The sequence below is a fragment of the Halomonas sp. ND22Bw genome (genome assembly GCF_003011945.1).
GTDB classification, from domain to species: domain Bacteria; phylum Pseudomonadota; class Gammaproteobacteria; order Pseudomonadales; family Halomonadaceae; genus Halomonas; species Halomonas halophila.
The window spans coordinates 1-241 of record NZ_PXWD01001641.1 but is presented as its reverse complement, the minus strand read 5'-3'; the positions used below and the strand labels follow the sequence as shown (position 1 = coordinate 241).

Sequence of the window (241 nt, the reverse complement as noted above, 5' to 3'; positions counted from 1 at the left end):
GCCGATCAGCGCCAGCACGCCCAGGATCGCCACGAAGCCCATCGGCTTGTTGAAGGCGAGCAGCGCGATGGCGACGCCGATGATTCCGAGGGGCGCCACGCTCGCCACCAGGAAGAGCTTCTGGAAGCTCTGGAGCTGGATCATCAGGAACATCGCCATGGTGAGCAGCATCACCGGCGCCACCGCCGCGATCGGTCCCTGCCCCTTGGCGCTCTCCTCCACGGCCCCGCCCACCGCCAGG

Annotated in this window: 1 protein-coding gene; it reads right to left on the bottom strand. The window is 68.5% G+C overall.

The features are described from left to right. Window positions 1–241 (bottom strand): efflux RND transporter permease subunit (locus CVH10_RS23835; RefSeq protein ID WP_146143375.1); only part of this gene is annotated, 241 nt, incomplete at both ends.